Annotated in this window: 12 protein-coding genes; 4 read left to right on the top strand and 8 right to left on the bottom strand. The window is 71.9% G+C overall.

The features are described 5' to 3' along the window. Positions 1-143: 143 nt before the first annotated feature. Together leuS and ABZS58_RS28120 are read right to left on the bottom strand one after the other, a co-directional pair. Positions 144-2,984 (bottom strand): leucine--tRNA ligase, encoded by a 2,841-nt coding sequence (gene leuS / locus ABZS58_RS28125; RefSeq protein WP_354786253.1) that lies wholly within the window; start codon positions 2,982-2,984, stop codon positions 144-146. Between the two features lie 202 nt (positions 2,985-3,186). Further along, positions 3,187-4,827, bottom strand: a complete 1,641-nt coding sequence (locus tag ABZS58_RS28120; protein WP_354786213.1) for a serine/threonine-protein kinase — start codon at positions 4,825-4,827, stop codon at positions 3,187-3,189. Positions 4,828-5,111: 284 nt separating this feature from the next. Between ABZS58_RS28120 and ABZS58_RS28115 the strand changes: the two genes are divergently transcribed. From ABZS58_RS28115 to ABZS58_RS28105, 3 genes are read left to right on the top strand one after another with little or no spacing between them, the layout of a single operon-like run. After that, the gene (locus ABZS58_RS28115; protein ID WP_354786212.1) at positions 5,112-6,173 is read left to right on the top strand and encodes a MoxR family ATPase; all 1,062 of its coding nucleotides are present in this window, start codon (positions 5,112-5,114) and stop codon (positions 6,171-6,173) included. 2 nt (positions 6,174-6,175) lie between these two features. After that, on the top strand, positions 6,176-7,474 hold the full coding sequence (locus ABZS58_RS28110; protein WP_354786211.1) for a DUF58 domain-containing protein: 1,299 nt from the start codon (positions 6,176-6,178) through the stop codon (positions 7,472-7,474). After that, positions 7,471-9,936 (top strand): DUF3488 and transglutaminase-like domain-containing protein, encoded by a 2,466-nt coding sequence (locus tag ABZS58_RS28105; RefSeq protein WP_354786210.1) that lies wholly within the window; start codon positions 7,471-7,473, stop codon positions 9,934-9,936. Before ABZS58_RS28110 ends, ABZS58_RS28105 begins: the two co-directional genes overlap by 4 nt. A gap of 206 nt (positions 9,937-10,142) precedes the next feature. Here ABZS58_RS28105 and ABZS58_RS28100 read toward each other — a convergent pair whose 3' ends face one another. Beyond that, positions 10,143-10,526: a DUF3040 domain-containing protein gene (locus ABZS58_RS28100; RefSeq protein ID WP_354786209.1), complete on the bottom strand. Its 384-nt coding sequence runs from the start codon at positions 10,524-10,526 to the stop codon at positions 10,143-10,145. Positions 10,527-10,677: 151 nt separating this feature from the next. Beyond that, positions 10,678-11,991: a DNA polymerase IV gene (locus tag ABZS58_RS28095; protein WP_354786208.1), complete on the bottom strand. Its 1,314-nt coding sequence runs from the start codon at positions 11,989-11,991 to the stop codon at positions 10,678-10,680. Positions 11,992-12,086: 95 nt separating this feature from the next. Here ABZS58_RS28095 and ABZS58_RS28090 point away from each other — a divergent pair, with 95 nt between their 5' ends. Further along, on the top strand, positions 12,087-12,518 hold the full coding sequence (locus ABZS58_RS28090; protein WP_354786207.1) for a hypothetical protein: 432 nt from the start codon (positions 12,087-12,089) through the stop codon (positions 12,516-12,518). 26 nt (positions 12,519-12,544) lie between these two features. Here ABZS58_RS28090 and ABZS58_RS28085 read toward each other — a convergent pair whose 3' ends face one another. The 4 genes from ABZS58_RS28085 to thiD all read right to left on the bottom strand — a co-directional run bounded on the left by ABZS58_RS28085 (position 12,545) and on the right by thiD (position 16,858). Next, positions 12,545-13,693: a nucleotide pyrophosphatase/phosphodiesterase family protein gene (locus ABZS58_RS28085; RefSeq protein WP_354786206.1), complete on the bottom strand. Its 1,149-nt coding sequence runs from the start codon at positions 13,691-13,693 to the stop codon at positions 12,545-12,547. Further along, positions 13,693-14,418: a methyltransferase domain-containing protein gene (locus ABZS58_RS28080; RefSeq protein ID WP_354786205.1), complete on the bottom strand. Its 726-nt coding sequence runs from the start codon at positions 14,416-14,418 to the stop codon at positions 13,693-13,695. The genes ABZS58_RS28085 and ABZS58_RS28080 overlap by 1 nt, the downstream gene beginning before the upstream one ends. Before the next feature lie 20 nt (positions 14,419-14,438). Further along, positions 14,439-15,983 carry a phosphomethylpyrimidine synthase ThiC gene (thiC, locus tag ABZS58_RS28075; RefSeq protein ID WP_354786252.1) on the bottom strand — a complete coding sequence of 515 codons (1,545 nt, stop codon included), beginning with the start codon at positions 15,981-15,983 and terminating at the stop codon, positions 14,439-14,441. 68 nt (positions 15,984-16,051) lie between these two features. Further along, positions 16,052-16,858 carry a bifunctional hydroxymethylpyrimidine kinase/phosphomethylpyrimidine kinase gene (gene thiD, locus ABZS58_RS28070; RefSeq protein ID WP_354786204.1) on the bottom strand — a complete coding sequence of 269 codons (807 nt, stop codon included), beginning with the start codon at positions 16,856-16,858 and terminating at the stop codon, positions 16,052-16,054. Positions 16,859-16,876: the final 18 nt, after the last annotated feature.

The raw sequence follows: 16,876 nt of genomic DNA, 5'->3' as shown, positions 1-16,876 counted from the left end.
GATCCCGGCCGGACAAAAGGCCAGGTCGGTGCCGGTCTGACCGCTTTCCAAGACCTTACACCCGCCATCCTAATCGATCTCGGGTCGCTCACCCGCCGCTCATACTCCGCGACAGTGCGCCGCGGAGCATGAGCGGGCGGTCGTCAGACGACGATCGAGACCATGCGGCCCTGGATGACGATGACCTTTTTCGGGGTCTTGCCGGCCAGCTGCGCCTCGACCTCGGCCAGGGCGGCCTCGCGGACCGCGTCCTCGGCCGCGTCCGCGGCGATCTCGAACGTGCCCCGGACCTTGCCGTTGACCTGGACGGGGTACTTCACGGTCTCCGCGACCAGGAACGCCTCGTCCGCGACCGGGAAGTCGGCGTAGGCGATCGACGAGTCGTTGCCCAGGCGCTGCCACAGCTCCTCGGCCAGGTGCGGCGCGAACGGCGACACCATCCGCACCAGCGGGTCGACGACCTCGCGGGGCGCGCCGTCCGCCGAGACCTGGGTGACCCGGTTCGTCAGCTCGATCAGCTTCGCGATCGCCGTGTTGAAGCGCATCTCCTCGATGTCGACGCGCACGCCGGCGATGACGCGGTGCAGCAGGCGGCGGGTCTCCTCGTCCAGCGGGACGTCGGCGACGCGGGTGGCATCGGTCTGCTCGTCGATGACCAGCCGCCACACGCGCTGCAGGAAGCGCTGCGCGCCGACGACCGCTCGGGTCTCCCACGGGCGGGACACGTCCAGGGGGCCCATCGACATCTCGTACACGCGGAACGTGTCGGCGCCGTACCGCTCGCACATCTCGTCGGGCGTGACGACGTTCTTCAGCGACTTGCCCATCTTGCCGTACTCGCGGGTGACCTTGGCGTCGTTGTAGTAGTACTGCCCGGGTGCGCGCTCCTGCACCTCCTCGGCCGGGACGGGCGTGCCGCGGTCGTTACGGAAGGCGTAGGCCTGGATGTAGCCCTGGTTGAACAGCTTGCGGAACGGTTCCTCGCTGCTGATGTGCCCCAGGTCGAACAGCACCTTGTGCCAGAAGCGGGCGTACAGCAGGTGCAGCACCGCGTGCTCGACGCCGCCGACGTACAGGTCGACGCCGCCGACGTCGCCCGGCTCCTGCGGACCCATCCAGTACTTTTCGTTCTCCGGGGAGGTCAGCTCGTCCTTGTTCGACGGGTCCAGGTAGCGCAGCTCGTACCAGGACGAGCCGGCCCACTGCGGCATCACGTTGGTCTCTCGGGTGTACAGCTGAGGGCCGTCGCCCAGGTCCAGGGTGACCTCGACCCATTCCTTGGCGCGCGACAGCGGCGTCTCCGGCATGCTGTCGGCGTCGTCGACGTCGAAGGTCCGCGGCGAGAAGTCCTCGACCTCGGGCAGCTCGACGGGCAGCATCGACTCCGGCAGGGCGATCGGCAGGCCGGTCGCGTCGTAGACGATCGGGAACGGCTCGCCCCAGTACCGCTGCCGGCTGAACAGCCAGTCCCGCAGCCGGTAGGTGATGGCGCCGACGCCGTGGCCCTGCGCCTCCAGCCAGTCGATGATCTTCGCCTTGGCCTCGGTGACGCCCAGCCCGTCCAGGCTGAGCCCGCTGACTGAGACCGAGTTGATCGCCGGGCCGTCGCCGGTGTACGCCTTGCCGTCGAAACCGTCGGCCGGCTGCACGGTGCGGATGATCGGCAGGTCGAAGACCTCGGCGAACGCCCAGTCGCGCTCGTCCTGGCCGGGCACCGCCATGATCGCGCCGGTGCCGTAGCCGGCCAGCACGTAGTCGGCGATGAACACCGGGATGCGCGCGCCGTTGACCGGGTTGACCGCGTACGCGCCGGTGAAGACGCCGGTCTTCTCCTTCGCGTCGGCCTGCCGCTCCACATCGGACTTCGCGCCCGCAGACAGACGGTAGGCGGCGACCGCCTCGCCCGGGGTGGCGTGCCCGCCGGTCCAGACGTCCGGAATGTCCGCTGGCCACGCGGCGGGGACCAGCGAGGAGATCAGTTCGTGCTCCGGCGCCAGCACCATGTACGTCGCGCCGAACAGCGTGTCGGGTCTGGTCGTGAACACCCGGATGGGAGCGCCGCCGTCGGTGGCGAAGTCGACGTGCGCGCCCCGGGACCGGCCGATCCAGTTGCGCTGCATGGTCTTGACCTTCTCCGGCCAGTCCAGCCGCTCCAGGTCGTCCAGCAGCCGGTCACCGTACGCGGTGATCCGCATCATCCACTGCCGCAGGCTGCGCTTGAACACGGGGAAGTTGCCCCGCTCGCTGCGCCCGTCGGGGGTGACCTCCTCGTTGGCCAGGACGGTGCCCAGGCCGGGGCACCAGTTGACCGGCGCCTCGGAGATGTAGGCCAGCCGGAACCCGTCGATCACCTCACGCCGCTCGACCGGCGACAGCTCGGCCCACGGGCGGCCGTCCTCCACCACCCGTGCACCGGACTCGAAGGCGGAGATCAGGTCGGAGATCGGCCGGGCCTTCTGCGCCCCGGGGTCGAACCACGAGTTGAAGATGCGCAGGAAGATCCACTGGGTCCAGCGGTAGAACTCGGTGTCGGTGGTCGCGACGCTGCGGCGGTCGTCGTAGGCCAGCCCCAGCCGGCGCAGCTGGCCACGGTACCGCTCGACGTTGGCCTCGGTCGTGATCCGCGGGTGGGTGCCGGTCTGCACCGCGTACTGCTCGGCGGGCAGGCCGAACGCGTCGAACCCCATCGGGTGCAGCACGTTGTAGCCGGCCATGCGGAAGTACCGCGTGTAGCAGTCGGTGCCGATGTACCCCAGCGGGTGCCCGACGTGCAGGCCGGAGCCGGACGGGTACGGGAACATGTCCATCACGTACAGCTTCGGCGCGCCGGCGCGCGGGTGGTTCGGGTCGCTGAGCGGGCCCGCCGGGTTCGGCGCGTAGAAGGTGCTGTGCTCGGACCAGTAGTCCTGCCAGCACGCCTCGATGTCCGCCGCCATCCCCGCCGTGTAACGGTAGGGCGGGATGTCGACCGCTCCGTCGGTCACAGTCTGGCTGCCCTCGCTCATGAGCTCCTCGCCACCTTCGTCTCAGGGTGTCCAACATTGTCCGGGCATGAAAAAACCCCTCACGCAGGAGGGGTCGCCGTGCGGACGCGGTCAGTGCGTCAGCACGGCTCACTAAGAAGCCGGACAGCCCATGTCATGTCTCGGAGTGTACCGCAGGGCCGGTGAACGTCCGCAGCGCGTTTCAGTCGGGGGTGGCCACCGGTACGCCGCCGGCACACCGGACCTCGAAGCGCAGCCGCGTCCCCGCCAGGTTGAACTCCACCCGGGACCTGCCCCGCGGGCCGGACTGCAGGTCGACCAGCGAGCCGCCGGGGGCAGGCTCGGCACCGGTCACGTCGACCCGGTCGCCGACGCAGACCGCGACGATGACCCCGCCGGGCGTGCCGATCCTGACCGGCGTGCCTCCCCCGGTGCTCCCGTTTCCGGTGTTTCCGCCTGTACCGCCGTTGCCCTTGCCGCCATTGCCCTGGCCATTGTTGCCCTGACCGCCATTGCCCTGGCCGCCGTTGCCCTGGCCGCCATTGCCTTGGGGCTGCCCGCCGGCGGAGGGGGTGGGATCGACGGCCGCTGGGGTGCTGTCCGAGGGTGACGGGCCGGCGCCGGCGCCGGCCGTGCCGGCGGGATTGCCTCGGGCCGCCTCGGCCACCACCTGGGGAGTGCCTGCGGGCCGGTTGAGCGCGACGGTGACGAGGAGTGCCGCGACCCCCACCGCGACGGCGAGCCCGGCCAGGACCCGGCGCCGGTCGCCGGCGTCGTCCCCGATCACGTCCGTCGCACCTTCGCCGGGCGGCCGCCGCGCCACCATCGCCACCGGACCGGTCGCGTCGCCGCCGGTCCGCGTCGCGGCGGCGGCCACCAGGTCGGTCGCGTCGCCGGCCGCCGGTGTCGCGGCGATCCTGTCGACCGGGGTGGTGGCGTCGCCGAGGTCCGCGCCGCTCGCCGCGCTCACCGCCGGCGGGGCCGCCGCCGGTGCCAGATGGAACTCCTCGGCGTCAGGACGTGGCGACACGCCCGCCGCCGCGGCGAGGACGGCCGCCGTCTCTTCCGCGGACGGGCGGGCGGCCGGCGCCTTGACCAGGCACCGCATGCACAGTTCACGGACCTCGGGCGGCACTGCGGGCAGGTCCGGCAGCGGCTCCGGCGCGACGGTCACGTGCGAGCGCAGCATCTGGGTCGTGGTCTCGCTGTCCCACGGCAGGCGGCCGGTGAGGCACCGGTACAGCAGCAGCCCGAAGGCATAGACGTCGCTGGCGGGCACCGCGTCGTCGCCGACGAGGCGCTCCGGCGCGAGGTAGGCGGGGGTGCCGAGGATGTGGCCGCTCGCGTCGAGCCCGCTGCCCGGGTCGTCGGCGATGCCGACGATGCCGAAGTCGACGAGCTTCGCCGCGCCCTGGGTGAGCACGACGTTGGCGGGTTTGACGTCGCGGTGCACGAGCCGTTCGGCGTGCGCGGCGGCGAGCCCGGCGGCGACCTCGGCCGCCACGCGGATCGCGGCGGCGGGGCTCAGCGGGCCGGCGGCCAGCCGCTCGGCGAGGGTCGGGCCGCGCAGCAGCTCCATGACGACGAACGGGTTTCCCTCGGGGGTCTCGCCGTAGTCGTACACATTGGTGACGTTCGGATGCGAAAGGCTCGCCGCGGCCTGCGCCTCGGTCCGGATCCTGCGGCGCCAGGCGGCATCGGCGGCGAACGTGCCGGCGAGGACCTTGACCGCGACGGACCGGCCGAGGACCTCGTCGTGGGCGCGCCACACCACCGACATGCCGCCCTCGCCGAGACGGTCGCCCAGGCGGTAGCGATCGTTGAGGAGCTGCCCCTCGTCCACGTGCCCAGTCTGATCAGGATCGACGCCGGCCGCATCTCGGCAGATCCGTTTGTTGAACATTTGCGGGGGTACGTGCGGCTCGCCGCGGGCCCGCCGGAAAAACGTCGCGGACAGTCACGACCGTGATGTCCGCAATGACGGTTTCCCGTGCGGCGCGGCGTGAATTCCCCCGCTAGCCTGAGGGGATACAGACGGCTCGGCTTGCCAACCATTTCGTGCAACCGGGCGGTTCACCTATGGGTCTATCACCTGACGGTGGCCACAGCAGGACACGAGGAGGCCAGTTGACCAGGCACCGCACGTTCGAGGAGCTCGGGGCCCCACTTCCCAGCCCGGAGTTCCGCGCCGCGACCGATGCGATCGTCGCCAACATCGAGCAGGTCATCGAGGGCAAGACCGCCACAGTGCGGCTCGCGCTCGCCGTGCTGCTCGCTGAGGGCCACCTCCTCATCGAAGATGTTCCCGGCGTCGGCAAGACCAAACTCGCCAAAGCACTGGCGAAGTCGATCGACTGTTCGGTGCGGCGCATCCAGTTCACGCCGGACCTGCTGCCGAGCGACGTCACCGGTGTCAGCGTGTACAACCAGGAGACCCGCGACTTCGAGTTCAAGCCGGGCGCGGTGTTCGCCAACATCGTCGTCGGCGACGAGATCAACCGCGCCTCCCCGAAGACGCAGTCGGCGCTGCTGGAGAGCATGGAGGAGCGGCAGGTCACGGTCGACGGCGCGACCTACCCGCTGCAGATCCCGTTCATGGTCATCGCCACGCAGAACCCGATCGAGATGGAAGGCACCTATCCGCTGCCGGAGGCGCAGCGCGACCGGTTCACCGCCCGGATCGCGATGGGCTACCCGGACATGGGTGCCGAGCTGGCGATGCTCGACGTGCACGGCCGCCACGACGCGCTCGACGACATCCTCCCCGTCTCCGACGCCACCCAGGTCCGCCGGATGATCGCCACCGTCCGCGACGTGCACGTCGCCGACGCGGTGAAGCAGTATGCGGTCAACATCGTCACCGCCACCCGCGAGTCGGGCGAGCTGCGTCTCGGTTCCTCGCCCCGCGCCACGCTGCAGCTGCTGCGCACCGCCCGCGCCGTCGCCGCCCTCGAGGGCCGCGAGTTCGTGCTCCCCGACGACCTGCAGGCCCTGGCCGTGCCGGTCCTCGCCCACCGCGTCATCCCGACCGCCGAGGCGCAGCTGTCCCGGCGCACCACCGACGCGATCATCGCCGAGCTGGTCCACCGCCTGCCCCTGCCGTCCGACCGGCAGCCGCGGTCGCCGTATGACACGAGACCCGCCGACAGGGCGACACCGCCACGCGGGCAGCAGTTCGGAGGTCGCTGAGCATGCGCGAGGCGCTGCGGGGGCTCACCACACGGGGCCGTAGTTTCCTGGCCGCCGCCGCAGCGGCCCTCATCGCTGCCCTGATCCTCGGCGAGCGGGACCTGCTCCGGGTGGCGGTGCTGCTCGCGGCGCTGCCGCTGCTGTCCGCCGCCTACGTCGGCCGCACCCGCTACCGGCTGTCGTGCAGCCGGACCCTGGACCCGCACCGGGTCCAGGTCGGCGCCAGCGCCCGGGTGATCCTGCGCCTGCAGAACCTGTCCCGCCTGCCCACCGGCACGATGCTGCTGGAGGACCGCCTGCCCTACGCGTTGGGCAGCCGCCCGCGGCTGGTGCTGGAGAAGCTCGGCGCGCACCAGGCCAGCTCCGTGGCCTACACCGTGCGCGCCGACGTCCGCGGCAGGTATGAGGTCGGCCCGCTCGTCGTGCGGCTCACCGACCCGTTCGGGCTGTGCGAGCTGACCAGGGCGTTCCCGTCCGTGGACCGGCTCACCGTCATCCCGCAGGTCGTGCCGCTGCCGTCGGTGCGGCTCGCCGGCGAGTTCGCCGGCTCCGGCGAGAGCCGGGCCCGGTCGGTGGCCGTGCACGGCGAGGACGACGCCGCGACCCGCGAGTACCGCTACGGCGACGACCTGCGCCGCGTCCACTGGCGTTCGACGGCTCGCACCGGCGAGCTCATGGTGCGCCGCGAGGAGCAGCCGTGGGAGAGCCGGGCGACCGTCGTGCTCGACACGCGCTCGACCGCGCACCGTGGCGAGGGACCGACCGCCAGCTTCGAGTGGGCGGTGTCGGCCGCCGCCAGCGTCGCGGTCCACCTCCGCCACGCCGGTTACAAGATGCGCCTGGTCACCGACGGTGGCGTGGACGTCGACGCGACCGAGATCGACGGCGACGGCCCTCTGCTGGATCAGCTCGCGGATGTGCGGCTGGCGCAGCGCGGCGACATCGGCACCCTCATCGACCGGGTGCGCCGGCGCAGCGACGGTGGTCTGATCATCGGGATCTTCGGGCTGCTGTCGTCGGCGGAGGCCGAGCTGCTCGCCGGGTTCCGGTCCAACAACGCCACCTGCATCGCCCTGTTCATCGACTCCTCTACCTGGCTCAACCTGCCGACCGCAGCGCGCGAGGAGTCCGACAAGGCACACGGCGTCGCCTCGCTCGCGCTGCTGCGCAGCGGGTGGCGGGTCGTCGAGGTGCCGCACGGTGCGAAACTCCCCGCACTGTGGCCACAGGCCGGACGGGGGTCGCAGGGCTTCGCCTGGCGGGCCGCGTCGGCGGAGAGCGTCGCCGGAGGCGTGCGGTGAACCAGCGCAAGCACCTGACCCTGATCGCCGCCGGCTCCGCGTTCCTGTCGGCGCTGCCGCTCATGAACGTCTTCGAGGAGACCACCTGGGCGATCCGGGCGTTCCTCGTCGTGGCCGCCATGTGCGGCGTGGCCATGCTGGTCCGCAGCCTCCGGGCGCCCACCTGGGCGCCGTCGGCCGCGATGGGTGTCGCCGCGCTGTTCGGCCTGACCTGGCTGTATCCGAGCTCGCACGAGTTCATCGGGATCATCCCGTCGCCCAGCACGATCAAACACTTCGGCTCGCTGCTGAGCACGGCGTCGACCGAGATGAGCGAGTTCGCGACGCCCGTCGGCAACCGGCCCGGGTTCCTGTTCCTGGCCACGCTCGGTGTCGCGGTCGTCGCGCTCGTCGTCGACCTGTTCGCGGTCGTGCTGCGCCGGCCCGCGCTGGCCGGCCTGCCGATGCTCGCGATCTACTCGGTGCCGGTCACCGTCACCACCGAGAGCACCAACTGGTTCTGGTTCGCGCTCGGCGCCATCGGGTTCCTGTGGCTGCTGGTCACCGACAACGTCGACCGGGTCCGCCGTTTCGGCCGCCGCTTCACCGGCGACGGCCGCGACGTCGACCTGTGGGAGCCCTCACCGCTCGCCGCCGCCGGTCAGCGGCTCGGCGCGGTCGGCGTTCTCGCCGCCGTGGTCCTGCCGCTCGTGCCGTTCGCGATGCCCGCGGGCCTGATCGACTCGATCGGCGCCGGCGCGGGTGGCGGCGGCGGGATCGGTCCCGGCGGCAAGAACGGCAGGCAGGTCAGCATGTTCGCCCTGCTCTCCGGCCAGCTCAACCGGGACAAGTCGTTCGACATGGTCAAGGTGACCAACCTCGACAACGACCCCAACCCGTACTACCTGCGCTTCAACGTGCTCGAGGACCTCACCAGCCGCGGCTTCAACGCCAAGCCGATCAACGTCGGCAAGACCGTCGGCTCCGGCCTGCCCGGCCCCGGCTGGGACCCGTCGGTCAAGACCAGCACCCACAAGGCCAGCATCGAGATCACCAACGAGCTGGCGATCTACTTCCTGCCGATCTACACCTGGCCGACGAAGCTGGAGAAGATCGACAACAACTGGTCGTTCGACCCGCTCACCACCGTCGTGTACTCCGGCAAGCAGACCACCGCGAAGAAGAAGTACACGGTCGAGTACACGCGCGCCGACCCCACCCCCGACGACCTGCGCAAGGCCCCTGCCCTGAAGGAGAGCGACCCGGCGCTGCGGGACACGACGACCGCGCCCGGCAACACCGTCGTCAAGGAGACGGTCGCCGGGCTCATCAAGGGCAAGACCACCCAGTACGACAAGGTCGCCGCGATCCTGGAGTACTTCTCGCAGGCGAACGGCTTCACCTACGACACGGCCACCGGTGCCGAGACCAGCGGCTCCGCCATCGCCGACTTCCTCAAGAACAAGCGCGGCTACTGCGCCCAGTACGCGGCGGCCTTCGGCTGGCTCCTCCGCGAGGCGAAGATCCCGTCCCGGGTCGCGTTCGGTTTCGCCCGCGGCGGCACCCGCCAGGGCTCGACGATGACGCTCACGAACTTCAACCTGCACGCCTGGACCGAGGTGTACTTCCAGGGCTACGGCTGGCTCCCCTTCGACGCGACCCCGCCGCAGGCGATCGGCGGCTCGGTGGCCACGTCGTACATGCCGAACGCCGTCACCGACAACTCCGACGTGATCGACGAGAACGACAAGCCCCGCCCCGGCCAGCAGCCGAGCAGCGAAGTCACGGCGGGCGCCGCCGGCGACACCGGCAACAACCCGGGCAACACCGGCACCGGCGGCACCGAGCAGACCGGCTCGATGCTCGTCACGCTCGCCGTCGTCGGTGGCTGGCTCCTCGCGGTCCTGCTCGTCGTCGGGCTGCTCCTGTCACCGGCCCTCACCCGCGGCCGGACCCGCCGCAGCCGCCTGCAGTCCGCGGGCGCCGCCGGCCCGTCGCTGGACTTCACCGAACCCGGCGTCATGGTCCTCGTCGGCAACGACCGCGCGGCCCGCTCCCAGGCGCATCATGCCTGGGACGAGCTCTCCGACACGATGGTCGACTATCACGTGCCGACCGACGACGCCGAAACCCCCCGCGCGACAGTCACCCGCCTCGTCACGAAGGAACGCCTCCGCGACAAGGCCGCGGACGGCGTCCGCCTCCTCAGCACCGTCGAGGAGCACGCCCGGTACGCCCGCACCCCCCTCACCGGTGGTGAGCTCCGCACCGCGGTCGACGAGGTGCGGTCGGCCTTCGCCGCCCGGGCCAGCCGCAAGACCCGCATCATGGCGGTCGTCCTCCCCCCGTCCGTCCTGCGCCGCTGGCGCTCGGCCACCGCCCAACGCGCCAGCTCCGCGTCGCTCTGGCTCGGCCAGGGCTGGGACAAGCTCATGCGCGCCATCAGCGTCCGCCGCTTCGTGGCCCGCCGCGCCGACCGCTGACCCCTTCCGCATGATCCGGAAGAGCTCTTGTCGCCCTGGCAGCAAGAACTCTTCCGGATCACGCGACCCGACCACCAAACCGGGCCGGCAGCACGGCCGGCAAACGGAGCGTCAGGGTGCGGACGGAGCGCAGGTGCGGTGGGCAGACGGGTGGGCGCGTCGACGGGGGAACAGTGTCGGCGCGCCCTTTGTCTGCCTGGCTGGGGTCAGACGTCGCCTTCAGGGCGGCGGCGCCAGCGTTCTTCCAGGCGGTCGACCAGTCCGGCTCTGCGCTGCCGGGTGCGGCGTGTGGCGGTGCCGCCGACGGCGTGCAGGTCGGTGCTCTGTCCGCGGCGGTACGCCTGGACGCCGAAGACCAAGGCGCCCAGCATGACGACGAAGCCGCCGACGCCGAGGGGTGGGATTGAGATGGCGACGCCATAGACCAGTAGTGCCATGCCGGCGAGTAGGAGCACCGCAGCGGCGATCATCCGACGCTTGGCATGGAACCGCGGGTCGGTGGCGCGCACCGCCGAGGCAAACTTGGGGTCCTCGGCTAGCGACCGCTCGATCTGCTCGAACAGCCGCTGCTCGTGTTCCGAGAGCGGCACGGCACTCCTCCCCGGTCGCGAAGGTCGACCCTGATGGACCGACAGTCCGGCACAGCCCGTCGGGCTGCGTACTGGCAAGTTTACGAGGGGCTCACCGGGTCGGAAAGCGGGACGATGGTCCGGCCGTGCCGATTTTCCGCCGAGTCGGGCTCTATCTACCCCCATTGTGTCGTGTCGGAGGTCCGTCCGGTGGGTCGGGGGCCGGTGCGGCGCCGTTTCCGTCGTGGCGGAGGCCGTCGCCGCGCAGGAGGCTGGCGGGCTTGACGAGGCCCGTGCCGAAGCGGGCGGCGACCGCGTCGGCGGCGCGCTCGGCGTCTCGCCAGCCGTGGTCGCGCTCACCGAGCGTCATCTGTCGTGGCGCTCCGTCGGCGGAGGTGAGGCCCTCGACGCGGACGCCGATGAGGCGGATGCGCTCGCCAGGGCGGGCGGAGGTGAACAATGCCCAGGAGATCTCGAAGATCTCGCGGGCGACGTCGGTGGGGACGTCAACGGTGCGTGACCGGCTCAGGGTCTGGAAGTCGGCGAGCCTGATCTTGACGGCGATCGTGCGGCCCACCTGGTCCGCGTGGCGGAGGCGCTGGGCGACCTTGTTGGACAGGGCGAGCATCGTGCGTCGGATGATTGACAGGTCGCTCACGTCGACGTCGAACGTGGTCTCGGCGCCGATGGACTTCTCGACGTGGTCGGGAATCACCCTGCGGGGGTCACGCGCCCAGGACAGCTCGTGCAGGTGATGGGCGGAGGCGTCGCCGACGGCGGCGCGGAGCATGCCGAGCGGGGCGGCGGCGAGGTCGCCGACGGTCCTGAGGCCGACCCGCTGGAGGCTCTCGGCGGTCCGCTCGCCGACGCCCCACAGGGCGCTGACGGGCAGCGGGTGCAGATAGTCCAGCGCGCGGGCGGCGGGGATGACCGCCATGCCGTCGGGCTTGGCGCGGGTGGAGCCGAGCTTGGCCATGAACTTCGTCGAGGCGACCCCGACGGAGCAGGTGAGCCGCTGCTCGGTGGCGACCCGGCGGCGGATCAGCGCGGCGATCTCGGCGGGGCGGCCCAGCAGCTTGCGGGCGCCGGCGACGTCGAGGAACGCCTCGTCGAGGGAGAGCGGCTCGACGAGCGGGGTGACGTCGCGGAAGATCGCCATGACGGCGCGGGAGGCCTCGGTGTAGGCGGCGAAGTCGGGTGGCAGGAAGATGCCGTGCGGGCAGAGCCGCTGCGCCCTGCTGCCGGGCATGGCGCTGTGCACCCCGAACTTGCGGGCCTCATAGCTGGCGGCGGACACGACTCCGCGCGGGCCGGCGCCGCCGACGATGACGGCCTTCCCGCGCAGCTCGGGGCGGCGGCGGATCTCGACCGAGGCATAGAACGCGTCCATGTCGACGTGCAGCACCGTGCAGCCCGTGTCATCGGCGTCGGGGCCGAACTCCCCCGCGCCCGAACCACCCCGAGGCACCACCTGACTGCGACCCACAGACGCACCTTAACCAGACCCCCCGACAAAAACCGGCGGCGAGCCGAACACCTGAACGAATTGACGGGAAGTTAGGTATGCCTTACCTTCCTGGAATGGCCCTCCTCGCGCTGACGTCGCCGCTGGCGCCCGTCGTCGCGGCCGTCGAAGGGCTGCGCCCGCTCCGTCCGGACCTGGTCCGCTGCGTCGCACCTGGAGTGATCACCGGCGGCGGCGAAGGCTGGCGGCCGGGGACCGACCGGTGCGCCGTGGCGGTGCTCCTGGTCGTGGGGTGGACCAGAGCGCGCCGGGTGCCGCTGCCGGTGCCGGGCGAGACGTTCCTCAACCGGGCCGGTCAGCTCGGGCTCCGCCGGGCGCGGGTGGCGGTGCTGTGCGACGACCCCGTGGCGGGCGCGCCGGGCGTGGTGGTCGCCGCGTCGAAGGACGAGCTGCTCAGGATCGTCCTCGAGCAGGCGGACGAGGTCGGCCCGGAGCTGCGGGCCGCGATGCGCGAGCTGACGAAAGGCCGCCTGGTCAGGACCGGCTGAGGACACGGACCCCGAGGGCCACGAATCTAGCGCCGCAGCACCAGCAGCGGAATCTGCATCTCCGCGGCGGTGCTCGATCCGTGGAACGCCACCATCCGCGTGAACCGCGCGGGCTCGTGCTCGGACGCCATGATCACCCACCGGTCGTGGCAGATGACGACGACGTCGCCGACGCGGGCCAGGTGCTGCTGCGGGATCGGCCCGAACCAGCCCGCCGCGACCGCCTCCTCCCGGCTCAGCACGGTGGCGGCGGACCCGAGGACGCCCTGCCAGGAGGCGATGACGTCGGCACGCGCGCCGGGGATCGTGTGCAGGTAGCGCACCCGGGGCTCACCGGCGACGACGGCGATCCCCTCGCGCAGGCGGGCGTCCTTGTCGAGGTCGAGGCGCCGGTCGGCGGGGATGTCGAGCTGCCCGTGGTCGGCGGTGACGACCAGCCCCGAGTTGGGCGGCAGCCCGTCGATCAGCCGGGTGAGGAGCCGGTCGGCATTGCCGACGGCGGTGCGCCACTCGCCGGTGCCGATGCCGAAGTCGTGCCCGAACCGGTCGACGTCGGGCAGATACCCGTACACCAGGCGCGAGGTCCGCAACGCGGCCAGCATCGACGAGGCGACCTCGTCATAGGCGACCCCCGCGCCGAAGCGGGCGCCCCGATACGCGGACAGGGACAGCCCGGTGTCGGCGAACTTCGGGTTGCTGACGACCGTCGGGGCGAGGCCCGCGTTGACGGCCCGGGTGAACGCGGTCGGCAGCGGCTGCCACTGCGCGGGGTCGGGCTGGTTCTCCCAGTGCAGGTGGTTGACGAGCTTGTCGGTGCCGGGCTGGTTGATCACGATGCCGACGATCCCGTGGGCGCCGGGCGGGGCGCCGGTGCCGAGGGTGACGAGGCTGACCGGGGTCGTCGACGGGAAGCCGGCGGTGATCGACCGGGCGGTGCCGAGCCGGCCGCCGAGGAAGTCGGTGATCGTCGGCGCGTGGGGTGCGGCGACGCCGAGCTGGTGCCAGCCGAGCCCGTCGAGGAGGACCACGGCGACGCGGTCGACGCCGGCGAGGGTGGCGCCGAGGCCGAGGGCGTCGCGCTCGTACGGCATCCCGAGCACGCTGAGCACGCTGGGCATGACCTCGGCGAGGCTGCCCTGCCCGTACCGCGGAGCGACGGGATCGAGGAGGCCCATCACAGACCCTTGCGGGCCAGCAGGTGCAGCTGGGTGGCGATGTCGCGATACGGCGGCGTCCCGGCGAGCGCCAGCTCGAAGGCCTGCAGCGCCTCCGGCTCGCTCTCCGCGACGCTGCCGGGGACGAGGTCGGTGATGATCCGGACGCCGTGGATCTGCTCGACGACCAGGCCGCAGCCGGTGAGCAGGGCGGTGGCGGTGCCCACGTCATACCGCCGGCTGAGCCGGTCACGGGTGTCGGCGCGGCCCTCGGGGCTGGCGACGAGCAGGGACGCGGCGGCGAGGTGCCCGCCGATGGCCTTCGCGAGGACGGCGGCGGCGCGGTTGGCGACGACGACGCTGGCGGTGCCGCCGGGGCGCAGGGTCGCGGCGAGCGCGGTGACGACCTTGTGCGGGTCGTCGACGAACTCGAGCATGCTGTGGCACAGCGCCAGGTCGACGCTGCCGGGCGGGACGAGGTCGGCGAGGCCGTCGCCGTCGCCCTGCACGGCGGTGATCCGGTCGGCGACCCCCGCCTCGGCGGCGCGGCGGGTGAGCGCGGCGAGCGCGTCGGGGCTGGGGTCGACGACGGTGACGGCGTGCCCGGCGCGGGCGAGCGGCACGGCGAACCCGCCGGTGCCGCCGCCGACGTCGAGGGCGGTTAGGGGTCCCCCGGCCCCGGCGATCTCACGACGCAGGACCTGCCAGACCACCGCGGTGCGTGGCGACGCCACTGAGGACTCCACCCCCCGACCTTAGTACCCACCTACGACACGATCGGGAGGTATACCTGACCACCCGACGCCACGAACTCCTCGGACTTCGCCCGCATCTGCGAGGAGAGGGACTGGCTGATCTTCATGGAGCAGAACTTCGGGCCGCACATGGAGCAGAAGTGCGCGGTCTTCGCGGCCGTCGCCGGCAGCGTCTCGTCGTGGTAGGACCGCGCGGTGTCCGGGTCCATGGCGAGGTTGAACTGGTCCTCCCACCGGAACTCGAACCGCGCCTTGGACAGCGCGTCGTCCCACGCCTGCGCGCCGGGGTGGCCCTTGGCGAGGTCGGCGGCGTGCGCGGCGATCTTGTAGGCGATGACGCCGGCCTTGACGTCGTCGCGGTCCGGCAGCCCGAGGTGCTCCTTGGGCGTCACGTAGCAGAGCATCGCCGTGCCGTACATGGCGATCATGGCGGCACCGATGGCGCTGGTGATGTGGTCGTACGCCGGTGCGACATCCGTCGTGAGCGGGCCGAGGGTGTAGAACGGCGCGTCGTGGCACCACGCCTTCTGCAGGTCCACATTCTCCTTGATCTTGTGCATGGGCACGTGCCCGGGGCCTTCGATCATCACCTGCACGTCGTGCTCCCACGCCACGCGCGTGAGCTCGCCGAGCGTGCGCAGCTCGGCGAGCTGGGCCTCGTCGTTGGCGTCGGCGATCGACCCGGGCCGCAGCCCGTCCCCGAGCGAGAACGCGATGTCGTAGCGGGCGAAGATCGCGCAGAGCTCGGCGAAGTGCTCGAACAGGAAGTTCTCCTGGTGACGCGCCAGACACCAGGCCGCCATGATCGAGCCGCCGCGGGACACGATGCCGGTGACCCGGCCGACCGTCATCGGCACGTACCGCAGCAGCACCCCGGCGTGCACGGTCATGTAGTCGACGCCCTGCTCGGCCTGCTCGATGACGGTGTCCCGGTAGGCCTCCCAGGTGAGCGCGAGCGGGTCGCCGCCGACCTTCTCCAGGGCCTGGTAGAGCGGGACGGTCCCGATCGGCACCGGCGAGTTGCGCACGATCGCCTCGCGGGTCGCGTGGATGTGCCTGCCGGTCGACAGGTCCATGACGGTGTCGGCGCCCCACTTCGTCGCCCAGGTGAGCTTCGCGACCTCCTCCTCGATCCCGGAGGAGACCGCCGACGTGCCGATGTTCGCGTTGATCTTCACGAGGAAGCGGCTGCCGATGACCATCGGCTCGCTCTCCGGGTGGTTGACGTTGCTGGGCAGGATCGCCCGCCCGGCCGCGATCTCCTCCCGCACGACCGACGGGTCGACACCCTCGCGGATCGCCGCGAACTCCATCTCCGGCGTGACGACCCCCTGCCGCGCGTAGTACAGCTGCGTCCGCCCTCCGCCATGATCGCCGCTGCGCGAGGCGATCCACGGGGCGCGCAGCGCCGGCAGGCCGGCGGGCGGGTCGTTGAGCGGGCCGGACGTGTCGTAGAGGCGCACCGGCGGGTTCCCGCCGCTCAGTTCGACCTCGGCGAACGGCACCCGGATGTCGTCACGGGACCCCTGGACGTGGACCTTGCGCTTCATGCGGATCCTTCCTTTTGCGCACGGCGGAGCCGGCACGCCTGAGGCGCACCTTGGTTGCGTTTGCGGCAGGTGTACTAGCGGAGCGGGGCCTCGAAAGGTCCCCACCCGAGCGGGCCGTGCCCGGCGCCGAGCCGCCAGCCGGACGACGCGGCCAGCGCGGCGTGCACGTAGTCCTTCGCGCCGGCGAGCGCTTCGGCGAGGGACTGTCCGAGCGCGAGCCGGGCCGCGGTCGCCGCCGCGAACGTGCACCCGGTCCCGTGGTTGTTGGCGGTGTCGATCCAGGGTGCGGTCAGCAGTTCGACGGTGCCGCCGGCGCAGACGACGTCGACGGCGTCGCGGCTGCCGCGCAGGTGCCCGCCCTTGACGACGACGCACCGGGGCCCGGTCGCGGCGAGGTCCTCGGCGGCCTTGATCGCGTCGTCGACGTCGGTGACGTCCCGGCCCAGCAGCACCGACGCCTCCCGGAGATTCGGGGTGACGACCGCGGCGTGCGGGAACAGCAGGTCCAGGTAGGCGCGTTCGGCGTCGCGGGTGAAGAGCCGGTCGCCGGAGGAGGCGACGAGGACCGGGTCGACGACGAGCCCGGGCAGCCGCGGCGCGTAGGACGCGACGAGCGCCACGGTCTCCGGCGTGGCGAGCATGCCGGTCTTGACCGCGCCGACGGGCAGGTCGGCGAGGACCGCGTCGAGCTGCGCGCCGACGAACGCGGGGCCGACGGCGGAGATCCCCCGCACGCCGAGGGTGTTCTGGGCGGTCAGCGCCGTGATCACGCTGGTGCCGAAGACCCGGTGCGCGGCGAACGTCTTGAGGTCCGCCTGGATGCCCGCGCCGCCGCCGGAGTCGGATCCGGCGATGGTCAGCGCCACGACCGGCTGCGTCATGCCGCCACCTCCGCTTCG

The sequence above is a fragment of the Dactylosporangium sp. NPDC005555 genome (genome assembly GCF_040605635.1).
GTDB lineage: Bacteria > Actinomycetota > Actinomycetes > Mycobacteriales > Micromonosporaceae > Dactylosporangium.
The sequence above is the reverse complement of the archived record's forward strand: the minus strand, read 5'-3'. Positions and strand labels throughout refer to the sequence as shown.